Genomic DNA, 17,173 nt, shown 5'->3' on the forward strand with positions numbered 1-17,173 from the left:
ACTCAACGCTTCCTGCCCTTTCTGTTCAGCGCCAGCACACCCAAGCTGATCAGAAGGGCAGCAGCGGTATCGGTCCATCCCGGCACCTCACCAAGCAGCAAGAGCCCCAAGACGAGTGTCGCAACCGGTATGAGCGCGGATAAGGCCGCGCCTGCGGCTGTTCCCAACAGCACAACTGCACGATTAAAGGCAAAAACACCGAAAGCCGACGTCAGCACACCCTGATAAAAGCCCTGCAAGGCAATATCACCCCACGAAGTCTGTCCGATGCCTTTGTCGAGCAACAGGATGTAAATCGGCAGAAACACCAGTGCAGAGGCAACCGCTGCAATCGCAGTGGCATGAAGGCCGTCCATGCCTTTCCGGCGAAAGACCATCACGTAGATCGACCAAACCAGCGCCGCTGCAAAAAACGAGAGATGACCCATCATCTCCTGCCCGCCAAGTTGTGACAGGCCAGCGATCAAGCCACTGCCGATAAGGATGAGCACCACCCCGACCCAGCGCGACAGCGCCAATCGCTCCTGAAGCAGCAACACGCCAAGGACCGCGACAAGTGCTGTCATCAGGCCGGGGATAAGCGCTGCCGCGTGCGATGCAGGCGCGAATTGCAGCCCATAAACCGTCAGAAGCGCATAGGGAAATCCGGCACCAGATGCGAGTAGCACGAAGCCAAGCAGCCCCAATTGCCGGAAGCCAAACCCTTTGGCGAATACAACCGGCAGCAGAACCAGTCCAGCCACCCCAAATCGCAATGCGATGATGTCAGAAGGCATAAGCGCTGTCTTGAATCCAAAGCGGGTCAAAACGAATGAACCAGACCAGACGAGAACTCCTGAGAGGCCCCAAACAAGGCCTTTCACTGTATCGGAGGTTGAAACGGGAATGGTCGTATCGGTGGTCGCCGTCATATCTGCTGTGCTCTGCTTCGTGAATAGTCGGGCAACTATTACAGAAACCATGAATGCATACGGCACGGATAAATCAGATATGAGATATTAGAAATTCTTATGCCGCTTTGACATTTGCTTGTTTGGCAATCGCGCAGAAACTGTCGATCAAATGCCTCACCGGGCTATCTGCACGATAGACGATATAGACGGTTCTGAATGTCGGTGGATCCAGCTTGATGGCCCTGAGATCGTGCAGATTGGACCCCGGAAGGCTGATTTCCGATAGCAGCGTCAAGCCGATCCCATGGCGTACCATTTCAAGCACGGTCGCAACGTCCCGCGTTCTGACCTGCTCGCTGCGTGCGCCGCCATCTGCATGAATGATGCGGTCGATAATCAGCTCACAGCCAGCAGCCGCGATAAGCTGTCGATCACGCAAATCACCGGGAGAGATGAGATCGCGGCGCATGAACGGATCGTCACGACGCCCCACGACAACCAGCTCTTCCTGCCCGACTTCGTCTGCTTCAAGGCCGGAAGTCGGTAATGAGGTAATGCCCAGATCGGCAATTCCTTCGCTGACCCAAAGGCTCACATCGTCATGACCACCTTCAAAGGTACTGAACTCAACACGCGGATGAAGCCGCAAAAAGTTTTTGCGCAGCTCCGGCACCACATATTCGAGCTGGCTGGGAATAGCCGCCACACGCAACCTGTCGGGCGCATTCGTAACCATCTTGCGTGCCTGCACTTCGATCCGATCAACCGCCGATAAAGCGCTGCGTGCATCATCGAGAATGGTCTGCGCAAAAGCAGTCAGCATCGCACCGTCGCGTTTACGCGCAAGCAGATCCAGCCCGAGGATTTTCTCCAGCGTCGCCAGCGCCTGACTGGCACCCGACTGGGTAAGGCCAAGCTTGCGCGCTGCAGCACCGACACTGCCGGTTTCGGCTACCGCTTCAAGCAAACGCAGCTGCACGAGACTGATCTTCATCGCTTAGTTTCCCAGTGCTGCGTCGCCCCAATCGGCACGACGCGCCCAACGGAAAAACTCGCCATCCCGCTTGGTGACAAGACGCTCTTCGGCGCTTCCATCATCGTTGCAGAGCTTCAGTGAAACCTTGCCGCCGCCAACGCGCGTAGGCGCAATCACGCGCGCCGTGGCACTCATCGACGGATCACGCGTTGCAGCCAGATAGATAAACTTCTCGTCTTCCCACGGCACTTCAGCATCCTTAGTCAGACGATGGATACGGGACCGGGCAACACGGCGCGAAAAATGGCACCAGTCAGGAGCCATCAACGGACAGTCGTGCTGATGCGTGCATGGCGCTGCGATATGCGCACCTTGCGCAATCAGTGCTGACCGTGCATCAAGAATGCGTTGCCAGCCGGCAGGTGTTCCCGGCTCCACAATCACAAATAGATGGCGAGCCGAGGCCCAAAGCCGCTCGACAAGTTCCTTGCGATCAAGGGGAGCGAGTTCATCCAGAACATAGGCAATCGTCACGAGATCGGCTTGCGGAAAATCGATCTTTTCCTTGACCAGATCGCCTGCACGCCACTCGGTTTGAAGCCCAACATTTTCTGCAAGCTTGCTTCCCACGGCACGGATTGCCGGGCTTGCTTCTATCATCGTGGCTGATTGCAAGTCAGACCAGCATCCGCGTGCCGCCCAGAGTGCGGTCCCTGGTCCACAGCCAACATCAAGCATGGTGGCAGGGGTAAAATCCGGGCACATTTCCGCAACACTCTCAAGGCTTGCGCCCACAGCCGCATAGGTCGCAGGCAGTCGCGCAGCCAGATAGGCTTTTGCGGCGAGTTCATCCGAAATATGCAGACGACCATCGCGCGTTTCCGCGCGATAGCGCCGCGAAAGAACCTCAGACGCACGCTTGAGGTCAGCCAGAGCCACCCCTTCAAGCGACGCGTCCACAGCCTGACGCAATAGTGATGGCAGTTCCATTAGAAATTAGCGCTCCAGAACCTGCTTCACGTCCACCAGATTGGAGCGAACGCGCAGGATGTAAAAGCCCATGGTCGTCAGATGCGACGGCGTAAACCAAGCATCCGGGCTACCATTGGAAACGATGAATGGCTGCATATCGAGCGCTGAGCGCAGCTGCCGCTCCATTTCGTCCCAAACGCCATCAAGATGCTTTTCCGCTAGCACATTACGGAAGTCCGAATGCGACGCACGCAGCAGGCCGTAATAGGCATAGAGCTGGCCATAGGCGAACCAGAAGCGATCATCGGCACGCGTATCGAACCAGCCGGCATGATAGTTTTCGGCACGATCCTTGAGGATTGCAGAGGTCGAACCCAGATCGCTCGCAATACGATCAACAAACTGGATCAGATTGTCGGCGCGTGCATCAAAGGTTGCCTGACAGTTTTCAAGACGGGTGTTGAACGAGCGCAAATCCTTGATTGCCGAACGATAATAGCTCGGCGTCGGGGTCTTTGGACCAAACGGGCTCAGGCCAAAATACCAGGCGTCTTCTGCAAACTGCAGATTGCCGCGTGCTTTCTGCAGGTCGCCATCAATTTGCGAGGTGCCGCGCAGACGGCCGATATTGTCCACCAGTTCGATTGCCGTGCGGCGCACAGCTGCATTGATACCGCGCTGGAACGACGCCTTGTTGTCGAGGAAAGGCGTGCGATCCCAATCAACACCGAAGAAGCCAACCTTGTAGAGCAGCATGGAAGAAATCCACGCGTTCTGGTTCACATTGAAATCGGTAAGATCAGCGGCGACTTCAGCAATCGCGGAAGGCGAACACTTGCGCGCAGTCGACGGAATTTGTGCGGCCTGCATTGGCGGTGTCTGCGTTGACGTATCACCATCACCCGTTGCAGGCGTGGTGTCTGTCCCGCTCGCACTGTTTTCTGAAGGCGTTGGGGTTGCAGGCTCCGGCGTTCCAGACTCTGGTGTTGAAGTCAGGGGCTGAGGTGTCGTCTGCACCACTTCACCAGGCGTCACAGCATTCTGGTAGCTATACTTGGCTGGATAATCAGGATTGAAGTTGGTCCAGACCTGCGTTTGCCAGATAAAATAGACATAAAGGCCGCCAAGTCCGATCACGATCACCGCAATCGCAACTTTCCACAAATTTCCCAACTTGAGAAAAAGTCCCCACAGACCGCCGAGTGGCACTGCAATCACGCGGGCCAATGCCGCGATAAAACGACCAAGGAAGGAGAAAACGCCCCGAACTGCATTCCACACTGTAACGAATCCTTCCTGTTACCTGCAATTGCAGGCTCTCCGACACTTTTACCCATCCGGATCACAGACCCGGAAAATCGCCGATTACCAAGCAGCATATGCTGATAAGTTTCACACTTCTCAAATAGAGTGCGTCAGGCTTTTCGACAACCATCAACCAGACAGGTTCGGACTTTATTGGGTGTTTTCAAGCCTTCATGGGTTGAAACAAGACGGGCTGTGCGTAACATGGCGCCACTTCGCACTGCTTCGGCTTTTAACGCTTTATCTGCAGAACCTTTTGTCTGACGGTCCAGAAAAACGAGTACAACACACCCCAAAGTCGCAATCAGAAATATTTTCGCCGCAATGGTACTTGATCGGCGAAATCTTTGGTGTTTGCTAAAAGCCGGAACCGGAAAAACAATCAACCGTTAAAGCGGCCCGGTTAATGGAGAGAAAAATGAAGTCCACTTCGACGCCTACGCTCAAATATGCCTTGAGTATGTTAGCCATCACGACAGCGATCTTTGCGCTGCCCGCAACCGCCTCGGCTGCGGAGCCTGCAAGCTGCTCGACTGTCCGCTTTTCCGATGTGGGCTGGACCGACATCACCTCCACCACGGCAGTAGCCACCGAGATCCTCAAGGGTCTTGGCTACAAGGCCGACATCAAGGTTCTTTCCGTGCCAGTGACCTATGCGTCGCTCAGCAAGAAGGATATCGACGTTTTCCTCGGCTATTGGAACCCATCGATGAGCGCTGATCTCAAGCCTTATCTGGATGACAAGAGCGTCGAAACCCTCCGCACCAACCTGACGGGCGCAAAATACACCCTCGCAGTGCCTAAATATGCCTATGACGAAGGCCTTAAGGACTTCAAAGACATCGCCACTTTCAAGGACAAGCTCGGCGGCAAGATTTACGGCATTGAACCGGGCAATGACGGCAATCGTCTGATTCTCGACATGATCAGCAAGGATGCGTTCGGCCTCAAGTCGTTCGAACTGGCTGAATCGTCTGAACAGGGAATGCTGGCGCAGGTAGCCCGCAGCATCAAAAGCAAAGACCCGGTCGTCTTCCTCGCATGGGAACCGCATCCGATGAACAAGCGCTTTGAGATCGCTTATCTGACCGGCGGCGACGACTTCTTCGGACCAAACCTTGGTGGCGCGAAGGTCGAAACAAATGTCCGTGCTGGCTATACGCAGGAATGCCCGAATGTCGGCAAGTTCCTGACCAATCTTGAGTTCCAGCTTGAAATGGAAAACGAGATCATGGGCAAGATTCTCGACGATGGCGAAGATCCGGCAAAGGCCGCAACTGCCTGGCTCAAGGCAAATCCTGCTGTGCTCGACAAGTGGCTTGACGGTGTGACCACCGTTGACGGCAAGGAAGGTCTGCCAGCCGTTAAGTCGGAACTGGGCCTGTAATCCTTAGAAAGTCAGGCCGCGGATTACCGCGGCCTACTCTTTTGTAGGTAAACTATCGAAGCGCATCCCGAAAAGGGTGAAGCGGTTTTCGGACAGGATGCGCGTTAAGATAAACAGCTGGAGCAGCGAAGCGATCTGATAAAGCAGGTCGCACCACGCTCCACGACTGAAAGAACGCGGCAGGAGACATAATCGTTGAACTGGCTGACGGACTATAAAATTCCGGTCGGACCCACCGCAAAATCGGTGGTCGATTGGCTCACGGACAATATGGGTGGCTTTTTCGATGGGCTGGCTGCGGTTATGCAGTGGCTTATCGACGGCCTGTTGTATCTGTTACAACTGCCGCATCCGCTCGTCCTGATCGTCATTTTTGCAGTGATCGCCTGGTTTATCCAGCGCCGCATCTCGGTGGTGATCCTCACCATCCTGGGTTTTCTGTTCATCATCAATCAGGGCTATTGGGATGGCACACTCAAGACACTGACGCTGGTTCTGTCGGCCTGTTTCCTCTGTATGGCAATTGGCGTCCCGCTCGGCATCGCCGCAGCGCACCGCCCTACCCTTTATGCAGTCCTGCGACCGATTCTCGATCTGATGCAGACGTTGCCAACCTTCGTCTATCTGATCCCGGCCATCGTATTCTTCGGCATCGGCATGGTGCCTGGCCTGCTGGCAACCGCGATCTTTGTGCTGCCCGCGCCGGTACGACTGACCCATCTCGGTATCTCATCAACACCTTCGTCATTGATCGAAGCCGGTGAAGCTTTCGGCGCATCCCGCACACAGCTTCTCTGGAAAATCGAGCTGCCTTACGCCATGCCGCAAATTCTAGCCGGCCTGACACAGACGATCATGCTGTCGCTTTCCATGGTGGTGATTGCGGCGCTTGTCGGTGCTGACGGCCTCGGTGTGCCGGTCGTTCGAGCCCTGAACTCGGTCAATACCGCACTGGGCTTTGAATCGGGCTTTGTCATTGTCGTGGTCGCTATCGTGCTCGACCGCATCTTCCGCGCCGGACGCGAGAAATAGGAGCCGATCATGACAATCATTGCACTGGAAGATGTAAGCATCATTTTCGGCAAAAATGTCGATAACGCGCTGGAACTCGCGGACCGGGGCGCTTCACGTTCGGAGATTCAGGCTGAAACCGATCTCGTTCTGGGCGTGCATGACTGCGCGCTCAACATTCAGGAAGGCGAGATTCTCGTCCTGATGGGGCTCTCGGGTTCTGGAAAATCAACACTCCTGCGTGCCATCAACCGGCTCAACCCGATTTCACGCGGCCGCGTACTGGTGCGTGATGGTGAGCGGACTATCGATGTCGGCAAAGCAGATCGGGGAACGCTTCGCCATCTGCGCACGGAACTCGTTTCAATGGTGTTTCAGCAGTTTGGTCTGCTGCCATGGCGCACGGTTGAAGAGAACGTCGCGTTTGGACTGGAAATCTCCGGTATGCGCAAGGACGAGCGGCTGGCACAAGCGCGCAAGCAGCTTGAACTGGTGGGCTTGCAGGACTGGGCCAAGCGCAAGGTGGGCGAACTTTCCGGCGGTATGCAGCAGCGCGTTGGTCTGGCGCGTGCCTTTGCAACCGGGGCACCGATTCTGCTCATGGATGAGCCGTTTTCCGCGCTCGATCCGTTGATCCGCACGCGTTTGCAGGATGAACTGCTGGCTTTCCAGTCACGGCTCAAGAAGACAATCGTTTTCGTGAGCCATGATCTCGACGAAGCCATGAAAATCGGCAATCGCATCGCCATCATGGAAGGCGGCCGCATCGTTCAATGTGGTACACCGCAGGAAATTCTTCTGCAGCCGGCGGATCAGTATGTCGCCGATTTCGTAGCGCATATGAACCCGCTCGGCGTTTTGTGTGCAGGCGATATCATGACGCCATTTGACCGCACTGCCGCACCTCGCCCCTTTGCCGCAACCGCTCGACGCGAAACCCTTATTCGCGACCTGATGGGCGCAGTTGCGGATAGCAGCGGGGATGTGGGGATTGTCGAGAATGGCGCCATCATCGGCAAAATTGCCGCCGATGACATTGTGCGCGCCCTTGCCTGGCACCAGCAACGCGGTCAGCATTAGAGCGCATCCCGAAAAGTGCGAAGCGGTTTTCGGAACAAGATGCACGTAAAGACAAATGGATAGAGTGCCGTGCGTCCTTATGGGCGTACAAAGTCGCTCTAAAACAAGGGCTTCAAACAAAAACGCCGCCTCAAAGGGCGGCGTTTTTTATTATCGATTGAAGGCTTTAAGCCTGTGCGGCCTCGCGTGCAGCGGCACGCGCTTCAACACGGGCGCGGATTGCATCCACATCCGCACGCGGCGTGGCTGCAAAAAGCTTCTTCGTATAGTCGTGCTGCGGGTTGTTAAACACGTCGTCACGCGAGCCATATTCAACAACTTCACCGAAATACATCACCATCACATCGTCAGCGATGTAACGGACAACCGACAGATCGTGGCTGATGAATACGTAAGTCAGGCCAAATTCTTCCTGCAGATCAGCAAGAATATTGAGCACCTGCGCCTGCACAGAAAGATCGAGCGCCGAAACCGGCTCATCAAGAATGAGCAGCTTCGGATTGAGCATCAATGCGCGTGCAATAGCGATACGCTGACGCTGGCCGCCCGAGAACATATGCGGGTAGCGATTGAAATGCTCCTTGCCAAGACCAACCTTGAGCAGCATTTCCATCGACTTTTCACGACGTTCCTTGGCAGACATATTGGTGTTGAGCAGCAGAGGCTCAGCCAGCACATCACCAATCTTCTGGCGCGGATTGAGCGAACCGTAAGGGTTCTGGAAAACGATCTGCACCTTCTGGCGCATTTCGGCTGTCAGACCATCACGGGCAATGTTCACATCCTTCCCGCCGATCATCAGATCGCCAGAGGTCTGCGGGTCGATCATGGTCAGGATGCGGGCGAGTGTTGACTTGCCGCAACCTGATTCACCGACGATTGCGAGCGTCTTGCCTTTTTCAAGCTTGAAGCTCACGCCCTTGACGGCATGAACAACCTTGGGCTTGCCAAAAAGACCGCCGCCAACATGGTAGTCGCGCTTGATATCGCGCGCTTCGAGAACGATCTCGCTCATCACGCTTCTCCTGCGGCATTGTTTGCAAAGACGAAATCGGAAACCGTCGGCAGACGGTCGCCAGTCGCATTTTCCGGCAGAGCCGAAAGCAACGCACGCGTATATGGGTGCTTTGGCGCGGAAAACAACGACAACACGTCAGCGTCTTCCATCTTGTGGCCCTTATACTGCACGATCACTCGGTCAGCAGTTTCGGCAACAACGCCCATATCATGGGTAATCATGATGAGGCCCATGCCGTGCTCCACCTGAAGACGCATCAGCAGATCGAGGATCTGCTTCTGGATCGTCACGTCAAGCGCGGTTGTCGGTTCGTCGGCAATCAACAGCTTCGGATTACAGGCGATTGCAATTGCGATCATCACGCGCTGGCACTGACCGCCAGACATCTGATGCGGGAAGCTGGACAGGCGCTCGGCAGCATCACGGATGCCAACGAGTTCCAGAAGTTCAATTGCACGGGCACGACTTGCAGAACCTTTAAGCCCCATATGGCGCTTAAGCACTTCTTCAAGCTGATAGCCCACCGTGAAACACGGATTGAGGCTTGCAACCGGCTCCTGAAAGATCATCGAAATATCGCGCCCGATAATCTTGCGGCGTTCCTTGTCGGACATCCCTTTCAGGTCTTGTCCGTCAAACGTCATGCTGTCGGCGGTTACGGTTGCAGTCTTGGGCAGCAAGCCCATGACAGCAAGCATACCGACGGATTTACCAGAGCCTGACTCACCCACGATGGCAAGGACTTCGCCCTTGTCCACCGAGATATCGATGCCATCGACCGCCTTGAACGGGCCAGTCGAGGTATCAAACGAAACCGTAAGGTTCTTGATTTCAAGCAGAGCCATCGATCAGCTCCTCTTCAGTTTCGGGTCAAGCGCATCGCGCAGACCATCGCCGACCAGATTGATCGCGAGAACGGTGATCAGGATCGCTAGACCCGGGAAAGTCACAACCCACCATGCGCGCATGATGAATTCACGCGCTTCTGCAAGCATTGTGCCCCATTCCGGTGTCGGCGGCTGCGCACCCATACCAAGGAAGCCAAGCGCTGCAACGTCGAGAATGGCGTTGGAGAACGACATGGTTGCCTGAACAACCAGAGGTGCAAGGCAGTTTGGCAGAATGGTCTTGAACATCAGACGCAGTTTGCTTGCACCGGCAAGCTTGGCTGCGGTCACATATTCACGTTCCTTTTCGGCCATGACAGCGGCGCGGGTCAGGCGTGAGAAGTGTGGAAGCAGAACCAGCGTGATCGCAAGAACGGCGTTGATGAGGCCTGGTCCCAGAATCGCCACCAGAACCAGTGCGAGCAACAGCGATGGAAACGCCAGAATGACGTCCATGATACGCATGAAGATCGTATCGACACCGCCGCCAAAATAGCCGGAGAGAAGGCCGATGGTGATGCCAAGGCACATCGAAATGATGACGATGACAAAGCCGACCAGCAGCGAATACTGAGCGCCATAGATCAAACGCGACAGCATATCGCGACCGACAGCATCCGTGCCAAGCAGGAACTGTGTTGTGCCGCCCTGTTCCCAGAAAGGAGGAACCAGCATGAAGTCACGAAACTGTTCCGAAGGATTGTGCGGTGCGAGAACCGGCGCGAGGATCGCGACGATAACAAGCGCCAGAAATACGAAAAGACCGATGACAGCGCCGCGATTGACGCTGAAATAGAACCAGAAATCTTTCAAAGCACGGATTTTTCCGACTTCGTTTACGGCTTCCGGCTGAATTGCTGAGTGTGTCATGATACCCTCACTTATGCCGGATACGCGGATTGATCAGGCCGTAAAGCAGATCGACAACCAGATTCACGATCATGATGATGAAAGCGATAATCAGCAGTCCGCTCTGCACGACCGGATAGTCGCGACGCGAAATGGAATCGAGCATCCATTTGCCAATTCCGGGCCATGAGAAGATGGTCTCAGTCAGGATAGCACCCGCCATAAGCACACCGACCTGAAGGCCAATGGTGGTGATGACCGGGATCATTGCGTTACGCAACGCATGAAGACCGATAACGCGGCGAACCGGCAGGCCTTTTGCACGAGCAGTACGCACATAATCTTCACCCAGCACTTCCAGCATTGCCGAACGTGTCTGGCGCGCAATCACCGCAAGCGGGATCGTTGCAAGCACGATGGTCGGCAGGATGAGATGCGAAGCCGCAGAAGCGAAAGCACCCTTCTGACCCGACAGCAGGCTGTCAATCAGCATGAAGCCCGTTACTGGCGGGAAGAAATACAGCAATGAGATACGGCCAGAAACCGGCGTCCACTGCATCATGCCCGAGAAAAAGATGATGAGCAGCAAAGCCCACCAAAAGATCGGCATCGAATAACCAACGAGCGAGATGCCCATCAGGCCCTGATCGAACCATGAACCGCGCTTCACAGCTGCGATGACACCTGCAGGAATACCAACCAGGATAGCCACGATAATCGCGCAGATTGAAAGCTCGACAGTTGCAGGGAACAGGGCGAAGAATTCGGTCAGAACCGGCTTTTTCGTGACCAGAGACTGGCCGAAGTCACCGTTGAGAAGGTTCCAGACATAGTTGATATATTGCTCCCACAACGGACGGTCAAAGCCGAGCTGAGCCAGCAGCTGTGCATGGCGCTCAGGACTGACGCCGCGTTCGCCTGCCATCAACAGCACGGGATCGCCCGGTAGAACGCGGACGAATGCGAAAGCAACGATCGTGATGCCAATGAAAGTCGGCACCAGATAGATGAGTTTGTTTAATATAAAACGAAACATACAAAAACTCCGACCGGGTGCGGAGGAAACCTCCACACCCGGCCGCTGGTGTTGTTAGATTTTACTCGGAGATATCGACATCTTCGAAGCGATAATCACCAAGCGGGCTCTGCTTGAAGCCCGTAACCTTGGCCGACATCGGCACGAATACGGTCGAGTGAGCGATGGTGTTCCATGGAGCCTGCTCCTTGAAGATCACCTGAGCTTCTTCATAAAGCTTGACGCGTTCTTCATGGTTGGTCGAGACCTTTGCCTTCTGGATCAGGTCTTCGAACGGCTGGTAGCACCACTGTGCACGGTTGTTCGAACCAACGCCGGCGCAGCCCAGAAGCGTGCCGAGGAAGTTGTCCGGATCACCATTGTCACCGGTCCAGCCGAGGATGACGGCACCGTCGCGGTCCTTTTCGCCGGACTTCTTGAGGTATTCACCCCATTCCATCGAAACGATTTCAGCGCTTACGCCAACCTTGGCAAGATCGGACTGCATGAGTTCTGCAGTACGACGTGCGTTTGGCATGTAAGGACGGCTCACAGGCATTGCCCAGAGCTTCATTTTCAGATCCTTGACGCCAGCGGCTTCGAGAGCCTTCTTGGCAGCTTCCGGATCGTACTTGTCGTCCTCGATCTTGTCGTTGTAGCTCCACATTGTCGGTGGGATCGGGTTCTTAGCAACCTGTCCCTGACCCTGGAACACTGCATCAACGATAGCCTGCTTGTTAACAGCCTGGTTGAGTGCCTTACGAACTTCCGGCTTGTCGTATGGAGCGACAGTCGTGTTGTAAGCGAAGTAAGCAATGTTCAGACCAGCCTGTTCGTCAACCTTAAGGTTGGAATCAGCCTGAAGGTCCTTGATGTCTGCTGGAGCAGGATAAGACATCAGGTGGCATTCGCCAGCCTTGAGCTTCTGCGCGCGGACTGCAGGATCGGTCGTGATTGCGAAAACCAGATCGTCGATCTTTGGCTTATCGCCCCAATAATCCTTGTTAGCCTTGAAGCGAACAACAGCGTCCTTTTGGTAGGCTACGAACTGGAAAGGACCAGTGCCGACAGGAACCTGATTGAGATCGTCCTTCTTACCGTCAGCTGCGAGCTTGTCGGTATATTCCTTCGAGATGATCGAAGCGAAAGGCATCGAGATATTGGCGAGGAAAGCAGCTTCCGAACGGTTCAGAACGAACTTGACGGTGTTGTCGTCGATCTTCTGAATTTCCTTGATCAGCGAGCCCATTTCCATCGAATCGAAATATTCGTAGGAAATGCCAGCCGTATATTCGTGCCAAGGGTTTTCCTTGTTACCCATACGGTCGAAGGAAAGGATCACGTCGTCAGCGTTGAAATCACGGGTTGGCGTGAAGTAATCGCTCGAATGGAACTTTACGCCCTTACGCAGATGGAAGGTATATTCCTTACCGTCTTCCGAAACTTCCCAGCTTTCTGCCAGACCCGGTACGACTTCGGTCGTGCCGTTCTTGAACTCTGCAAGGCGGTTGTAGACCGGATGCGCCGACGCATCGAACGTGTCACCACCGGTGTAAGCTGCCGGATCAAAGCCCTCAGGCGATGCTGGCGAGCAATATACAAAGGTCTTAGCCGATGCAGCGCCGCTCATTAGAGCGACAACTGCAGTTGCCGCCAAAAGTTTCTGGTAGAATTTCATTGTAGTGCCCGCCTCCACGGAAAATAATATTGCGCGCACCCTAAGCACGCAATTGGACCTTATCGAAACGCTTGGCTTGCCACAATGCAAGCGCAATTTTTAGAATCGCGTCATATTCTCAACCGATTTTACCCAGTTTTATTAGATTTTTATTCCATGACAGCGTTGGGTTTTAGAAAATTGCGCTAAACGGTATGGAATTATAATAATCTTCGCATCTAAAATATGTGCGACAACAGCCACCTGACATCCCGTCAGAGGTGTACTGTTCGGCACATTATGCATTCGTACTCCAAACATAATTTAGCAAAAGATTGGATATTGCTACAGGCCATCACTCTTCGATAAGCAAAAATTGATCCGCTTCTATACTCCAATATGCGGATGAGCTATTAACTGGATAAATTCACTCACATTTGAGTTACTTTCCATGCCCGAAGAAAAAAGTCCTATTCGGCCCACCACGCCAGAAGCGATCCAGTTGGCCAAAGCCTTGCTGCGCACGTCCCGTTATGGCGCAATCGCAGTCTTTGATCCCAAGACGGGCAGACCGCTTGCAAGCCGAGTGGCTGTCGCCACGGACATCGACGGAACGCCGATTATTCTCATTTCGCCACTGGCAGCGCATACCCCCGGGTTAATCGCCAATCCCGCCTGCTCGCTGCTGCTTGGTGAGGCAGGAAAGGGAGATCCGCTCGCCCATCCGCGCATTACCCTTCACTGTAATGCCAACAAAATTGAACGAAGCTCTAGCGAGTATCCTCGTGTAAGACGGCGTTATCTCAACCATAATCCCAAGGGCGCTTTATATGTCGACCTGGGAGATTTTGCCTTTTTCCGACTTACCATTGAGTCTGCCAGCCTGAATGGCGGCTTCGGCAAGGCATTTAATCTGACCGATAACGACCTCATAAACCCGCCTGAGAGCGTCGGCGCAATCGCGGTTTCCGAACAGGACACGATTGATGACCTCAACAACAAATATGGTAACGAAATCAATCTTCACGCCGCCCGTCACAAGGACGTGGCAAAAAACTGGAAGATAACGAGTTTCGATCCCGACGGCTTCAATATGTCGAGTGGTGACCACATCATCCGCTCTGATTTTTCCGCTCAGGCCGATTCTGGTGAGAACGCAATGAAAATGCTGCAAGACTTGTTCAAAGCCGAGCGCTGAAACAAAACCCTGCTATTTTTGGGACAAATCGATGATTTTTTGAGCTGGTTAATATAAGCAAGCCCTTTTCAATTTCTCGGTATAGTATTAATTTTGGGGTGTCTGCGGCTAATGAACCACAGGCATTTTTTTAACCGAATGCTGTCTTACGGGGGTATGACTGCAAATGACCAATGAACATAATTTTTTTGATTTAATAGAAAACGTTGATCAAGCGGCTGATTTTCTTTCAGCTCTTGCTAACAACAAAAGACTACTCATTTTGTGCAAGTTACTTCACAATGAAATGTCTGTTGGTGCTTTAGCAAAAGCAATTGATCTTAGCCAATCCGCGCTATCCCAGCACCTCGCAAAACTACGGGCACTTGACCTCGTATCGACGCGGCGTGACGCGCAAACCATATATTACATGGTATCTTCACCACACATCGAGTTGATGTTGTCTACGCTTTCAAGTCTCTATATGAGTCCTGCACCGCGTCGACGTGAGATTGCTGCGGTCGTTCACCAATAACGCACCTATATGAGGCTAAGTCGTGCGATGAAGGAACAAACCGGATCGCACGACTTTGTCGTAAGCATCTCTGATTCTGCCGATGCTCGTTTATCCCCCTACACGAACATTCGTGAAAAAGATCTTGTCGGCCGCCAGCAGCGTTTCATCGCTGAGGGAAAAGTGGTCGTTAACGTCCTGTTCTCCTCTCATGCACGCTTTCAAACAGAATCCTTGCTCGTTCTGGAAAATCGCCTGAACGGGCTTGAGGAGCAACTAAAACAGCGTCCCGATGGCGTCGCTGTCTATTCTGTGCCTCAATCTGTTATGGATGAAGTTGCAGGATTTCACGTCCATCGCGGCATTCTCGCGGTCGGACGACGCAAAACTCAGCCAACCCTTGAAGAAATGGTCGGCCAGTTACCAGAGAACGCTCTGGTTGTTGTGCTGTGTGGCATTTCCAATCACGACAATGTCGGCTCGATCTTCCGCAATGCGGCAGCATTTGAAGCGGATTGTGTTCTTATGGATGAGACCTGCTGCGATCCACTTTACCGAAAAGCCATTCGCGTTTCTGTTGGTGCCACGCTGAAAATGCCATATTTCCACGGTGCCTCTATCGAAGAGATCATTGCAGCGCTGCAAGCTGCCAACTTCAACATATTGGCACTAAGCCCTTCTTCTGAAACAAGCATCTTCAAGGCGCCGGACCATAAAAAACAGGCTTTGCTGTTAGGTACGGAAGGCGAAGGTTTGCCCCCTCACCTATTACAGCGATTAGCAACGGCACGCATACCGATGTCCAAAGAGTTCGATAGCCTCAACGTGGCAACGGCGTCGGGCATAGCATTATCCCGCTTCAGTCGTTTCGATTAAAACTTGCTATTCAAATGAAAAAGCCTCCGAACAATGTCGGAGGCTTTTGATTTTATAGCATTTCCAGCAAAAGTGCGAAGCGGTTTTGCGTCGGATAATGCGTAAAAACAAACAGTTACAGCGGTTCCAACGATTCTTTCTTAACTGGACCGCTGTAAACGCATATGTCGCGCTCTAAGCTGCAGATACCTTTGAGGTATTGGCAACCAGACGACGCAGCATTTCTTCTGCCTGCGGTTCACGTTCGGAGCGACCGATGAAACCGCCGCCAAACACACGCGCAGTGTTCGAATCATCTGAATAGAGAACGCACGCCTGCCCGGGTGCGATACCGCTTTCGCCGTCGACCAGCTCCACCCAGGTCTTGCCATCTGCATGATGCAGAACAGCTGGACGTGGCGGACGCGTCGAGCGAACCTTTGCGAAGACTTCAATACCGCCCTTTGGCAGCGCGTCCAGCGCACCATCGCCGAGCCAGTTAACATCGCGCAAGAAAACCTTATGGGTTTCAAGGGCTTCACGCGGGCCAACAATCACACGCGTATTGGCAGCATCAAGATGCACCACATAAAGCGGTTCACCGGTTGCAACACCAATGCCACGGCGCTGGCCGACCGTATAATGAACAATGCCATCATGGCGACCGAGCACACGACCATCAATATGAACGATATCGCCCGGCGTTGCCGCTTCAGGCTTCAGCTTGGAAATGATGTCGGAATATTTGCCCTGCGGAACAAAGCAGATGTCCTGACTATCCTGCTTCTTGGCGACCGTCAGGCCCATTTCTTCGGCGATTTCGCGAACCTGTGCCTTTGGCAGATGGCCCAGCGGGAAACGCAGATAATCGATCTGGTCCTGCGTGGTCGCAAACAGGAAGTAGCTCTGATCACGGTCCGAATCGACAGGGCGGAACATCGCACGATGGTCGCCATTCTGACTGCTGCGAATATAGTGGCCGGTAGCCAGCGCATCGGCACCAAGCTCACGCGCAGTCTGCAGAAGATCGGCAAACTTTACAGTCTGGTTGCAGGATACGCATGGAATCGGCGTTTCACCGCTCACATAGGAATTTGCAAATGGATCGATCACAGCTTCACGAAAGCGTGCTTCATAATCCAATACATAATGAGGAATGCCGAGGCTTTCTGAAACGCGGCGGGCATCTTCAATGTCCTGGCCAGCGCAGCAAGAACCGGCGCGATGCACTGCCGCACCATGGTCGTAAAGCTGCAGCGTTACGCCAACAACATCATAGCCTTCACGTTTGAGAATGCCTGCCACAACAGAGGAATCGACGCCGCCCGACATGGCGACGACAACGCGCGTGTCTTCCGGCTTTCCCGGTAGATCGAGGCTGTTCAGGCTCATGATTATTTCCAGCTTCCGGGCAAATGCCCTGCTTTTAAAAGTTTAGGTTTGTGCCCTATATAGGTCACACAACGGGTACTTGCCAAGATGTCGCAGCAAAAACAGTGGCCGTTTTGCGGCATTGCAACCACAAATTCCCGTGAGACTTTTTATCAAATGCCTGCCAAGCCAGGTTTTTTTATGAC

Annotated in this window: 16 protein-coding genes; 6 read left to right on the forward strand and 10 right to left on the reverse strand. The window is 53.8% G+C overall.

From position 1 onward, the window contains the following. Positions 1 to 2: 2 nt before the first annotated feature. From ABWV94_RS11895 to ABWV94_RS11910, 4 genes are all read right to left on the reverse strand, one after another. A complete protein-coding gene (locus ABWV94_RS11895; protein WP_064320892.1) occupies positions 3 to 911 on the reverse strand; it encodes a DMT family transporter in 909 nt (302 codons plus the stop codon). A 97-nt stretch (positions 912 to 1,008) separates the two neighbouring features. Further along, the gene (locus ABWV94_RS11900; RefSeq protein ID WP_112805580.1) at positions 1,009 to 1,887 is read right to left on the reverse strand and encodes a LysR family transcriptional regulator; all 879 of its coding nucleotides are present in this window, start codon (positions 1,885 to 1,887) and stop codon (positions 1,009 to 1,011) included. A 3-nt stretch (positions 1,888 to 1,890) separates the two neighbouring features. Further along, complete coding sequence (locus tag ABWV94_RS11905) at positions 1,891 to 2,859, reverse strand: small ribosomal subunit Rsm22 family protein (protein ID WP_353413667.1); 969 nt, start codon at positions 2,857 to 2,859, stop codon at positions 1,891 to 1,893. 6 nt (positions 2,860 to 2,865) lie between these two features. Beyond that, positions 2,866 to 4,122, reverse strand: coding sequence for a DUF2333 family protein (locus ABWV94_RS11910; protein WP_064320895.1), 1,257 nt, complete (start codon positions 4,120 to 4,122; stop codon positions 2,866 to 2,868). 442 nt (positions 4,123 to 4,564) lie between these two features. On the opposite strand from ABWV94_RS11910, the gene ABWV94_RS11915 reads away from it, so the two are divergent. From ABWV94_RS11915 to choV, 3 genes are all read left to right on the forward strand, one after another. Then, on the forward strand, positions 4,565 to 5,533 hold the full coding sequence (locus tag ABWV94_RS11915) for a choline ABC transporter substrate-binding protein (RefSeq protein ID WP_113496193.1): 969 nt from the start codon (positions 4,565 to 4,567) through the stop codon (positions 5,531 to 5,533). Between the two features lie 195 nt (positions 5,534 to 5,728). Continuing rightward, positions 5,729 to 6,565 carry a choline ABC transporter permease subunit gene (gene choW / locus ABWV94_RS11920; RefSeq protein ID WP_079212155.1) on the forward strand — a complete coding sequence of 279 codons (837 nt, stop codon included), beginning with the start codon at positions 5,729 to 5,731 and terminating at the stop codon, positions 6,563 to 6,565. Between the two features lie 9 nt (positions 6,566 to 6,574). Next, positions 6,575 to 7,624 carry a choline ABC transporter ATP-binding protein gene (gene choV / locus ABWV94_RS11925; RefSeq protein WP_007876090.1) on the forward strand — a complete coding sequence of 350 codons (1,050 nt, stop codon included), beginning with the start codon at positions 6,575 to 6,577 and terminating at the stop codon, positions 7,622 to 7,624. 166 nt (positions 7,625 to 7,790) lie between these two features. Here the strand turns inward: choV and ABWV94_RS11930 are convergent, their stop codons facing one another. From ABWV94_RS11930 to ABWV94_RS11950, 5 genes are all read right to left on the reverse strand, one after another. Next, complete coding sequence (locus ABWV94_RS11930; protein WP_064320898.1) at positions 7,791 to 8,639, reverse strand: dipeptide ABC transporter ATP-binding protein; 849 nt, start codon at positions 8,637 to 8,639, stop codon at positions 7,791 to 7,793. Then, on the reverse strand, positions 8,639 to 9,487 hold the full coding sequence (locus ABWV94_RS11935) for an ABC transporter ATP-binding protein (protein ID WP_007876094.1): 849 nt from the start codon (positions 9,485 to 9,487) through the stop codon (positions 8,639 to 8,641). Before ABWV94_RS11935 ends, ABWV94_RS11930 begins: the two co-directional genes overlap by 1 nt. Before the next feature lie 3 nt (positions 9,488 to 9,490). Next, a complete protein-coding gene (locus tag ABWV94_RS11940) occupies positions 9,491 to 10,399 on the reverse strand; it encodes an ABC transporter permease subunit (protein ID WP_007876099.1) in 909 nt (302 codons plus the stop codon). A gap of 7 nt (positions 10,400 to 10,406) precedes the next feature. Further along, a complete protein-coding gene (locus ABWV94_RS11945; RefSeq protein ID WP_007876101.1) occupies positions 10,407 to 11,414 on the reverse strand; it encodes an ABC transporter permease subunit in 1,008 nt (335 codons plus the stop codon). Positions 11,415 to 11,475: 61 nt separating this feature from the next. Beyond that, positions 11,476 to 13,071, reverse strand: coding sequence for an ABC transporter substrate-binding protein (locus tag ABWV94_RS11950; RefSeq protein WP_007876103.1), 1,596 nt, complete (start codon positions 13,069 to 13,071; stop codon positions 11,476 to 11,478). Between the two features lie 430 nt (positions 13,072 to 13,501). Here ABWV94_RS11950 and ABWV94_RS11955 point away from each other — a divergent pair, with 430 nt between their 5' ends. The 3 genes from ABWV94_RS11955 to ABWV94_RS11965 all read left to right on the forward strand — a co-directional run bounded on the left by ABWV94_RS11955 (position 13,502) and on the right by ABWV94_RS11965 (position 15,617). After that, positions 13,502 to 14,248: a HugZ family pyridoxamine 5'-phosphate oxidase gene (locus ABWV94_RS11955; protein ID WP_353413670.1), complete on the forward strand. Its 747-nt coding sequence runs from the start codon at positions 13,502 to 13,504 to the stop codon at positions 14,246 to 14,248. A gap of 166 nt (positions 14,249 to 14,414) precedes the next feature. Next, entirely contained in the window at positions 14,415 to 14,762 is a 348-nt protein-coding gene (locus ABWV94_RS11960) for an ArsR/SmtB family transcription factor (RefSeq protein WP_007876108.1), read from the forward strand. Positions 14,763 to 14,789: 27 nt separating this feature from the next. After that, the gene (locus tag ABWV94_RS11965; protein ID WP_113496195.1) at positions 14,790 to 15,617 is read left to right on the forward strand and encodes a TrmH family RNA methyltransferase; all 828 of its coding nucleotides are present in this window, start codon (positions 14,790 to 14,792) and stop codon (positions 15,615 to 15,617) included. A gap of 174 nt (positions 15,618 to 15,791) precedes the next feature. Here ABWV94_RS11965 and mnmA read toward each other — a convergent pair whose 3' ends face one another. Beyond that, positions 15,792 to 16,988, reverse strand: coding sequence for a tRNA 2-thiouridine(34) synthase MnmA (gene mnmA / locus ABWV94_RS11970; protein WP_007876111.1), 1,197 nt, complete (start codon positions 16,986 to 16,988; stop codon positions 15,792 to 15,794). Positions 16,989 to 17,173: the final 185 nt, after the last annotated feature.

It is taken from the genome of Brucella sp. NBRC 12953 (assembly GCF_040369775.1).
Classification (GTDB): Bacteria; Pseudomonadota; Alphaproteobacteria; order Rhizobiales; family Rhizobiaceae; genus Brucella; species Brucella pseudogrignonensis.

What these genes read in the sequence shown, in the direction of transcription:
- ABWV94_RS11895 (WP_064320892.1), bottom strand. Translation starts at nt 911, where the DNA reads ATGACGGCGACCACCGATACGACCATTCCCGTTTCAACCTCCGATACA.
- ABWV94_RS11900 (WP_112805580.1), bottom strand. Translation starts at nt 1,887, where the DNA reads ATGAAGATCAGTCTCGTGCAGCTGCGTTTGCTTGAAGCGGTAGCCGAA.
- ABWV94_RS11905 (WP_353413667.1), bottom strand. Translation starts at nt 2,859, where the DNA reads ATGGAACTGCCATCACTATTGCGTCAGGCTGTGGACGCGTCGCTTGAA.
- ABWV94_RS11915 (WP_113496193.1), top strand. Translation starts at nt 4,565, where the DNA reads ATGAAGTCCACTTCGACGCCTACGCTCAAATATGCCTTGAGTATGTTA.
- choV (WP_007876090.1), top strand. Translation starts at nt 6,575, where the DNA reads ATGACAATCATTGCACTGGAAGATGTAAGCATCATTTTCGGCAAAAAT.
- ABWV94_RS11930 (WP_064320898.1), bottom strand. Translation starts at nt 8,639, where the DNA reads ATGAGCGAGATCGTTCTCGAAGCGCGCGATATCAAGCGCGACTACCAT.
- ABWV94_RS11935 (WP_007876094.1), bottom strand. Translation starts at nt 9,487, where the DNA reads ATGGCTCTGCTTGAAATCAAGAACCTTACGGTTTCGTTTGATACCTCG.
- ABWV94_RS11940 (WP_007876099.1), bottom strand. Translation starts at nt 10,399, where the DNA reads ATGACACACTCAGCAATTCAGCCGGAAGCCGTAAACGAAGTCGGAAAA.
- ABWV94_RS11945 (WP_007876101.1), bottom strand. Translation starts at nt 11,414, where the DNA reads ATGTTTCGTTTTATATTAAACAAACTCATCTATCTGGTGCCGACTTTC.
- ABWV94_RS11950 (WP_007876103.1), bottom strand. Translation starts at nt 13,071, where the DNA reads ATGAAATTCTACCAGAAACTTTTGGCGGCAACTGCAGTTGTCGCTCTA.
- ABWV94_RS11955 (WP_353413670.1), top strand. Translation starts at nt 13,502, where the DNA reads ATGCCCGAAGAAAAAAGTCCTATTCGGCCCACCACGCCAGAAGCGATC.
- ABWV94_RS11960 (WP_007876108.1), top strand. Translation starts at nt 14,415, where the DNA reads ATGACCAATGAACATAATTTTTTTGATTTAATAGAAAACGTTGATCAA.
- ABWV94_RS11965 (WP_113496195.1), top strand. Translation starts at nt 14,790, where the DNA reads ATGAAGGAACAAACCGGATCGCACGACTTTGTCGTAAGCATCTCTGAT.
- mnmA (WP_007876111.1), bottom strand. Translation starts at nt 16,988, where the DNA reads ATGAGCCTGAACAGCCTCGATCTACCGGGAAAGCCGGAAGACACGCGC.